Consider the following 249-nt stretch of genomic DNA (forward strand, 5'->3'; position numbering starts at 1 on the left):
GACACAACGTCCCGAAGGAAAATCACTGGCTGGTTTATGGGAGTTTCCTGGTGGAAAGGTTGAACAGGGTGAAACTCCGGAAGCATCGTTAATTCGTGAACTAGAAGAAGAACTTGGTGTTCACGTTCAGGCAGATAATTTATTCCCCTTAACATTTGCGAGCCATGGCTACGAAACATTTCATCTTTTAATGCCATTGTATTTTTGCTCCCATTATAAGGGGGTTGCACAAGGACGAGAAGGACAAAA

1 protein-coding gene is annotated in these 249 nt (G+C 43.4%); it reads left to right on the plus strand.

Features of this window, described 5'->3' with window-relative positions:
• Positions 1 to 249 (plus strand): (deoxy)nucleoside triphosphate pyrophosphohydrolase (locus ACFIO5_RS10310; protein ID WP_375705351.1); only part of this gene is annotated, 249 nt, incomplete at both ends.

The organism is Bartonella sp. AA86SXKL (assembly GCF_042196885.1).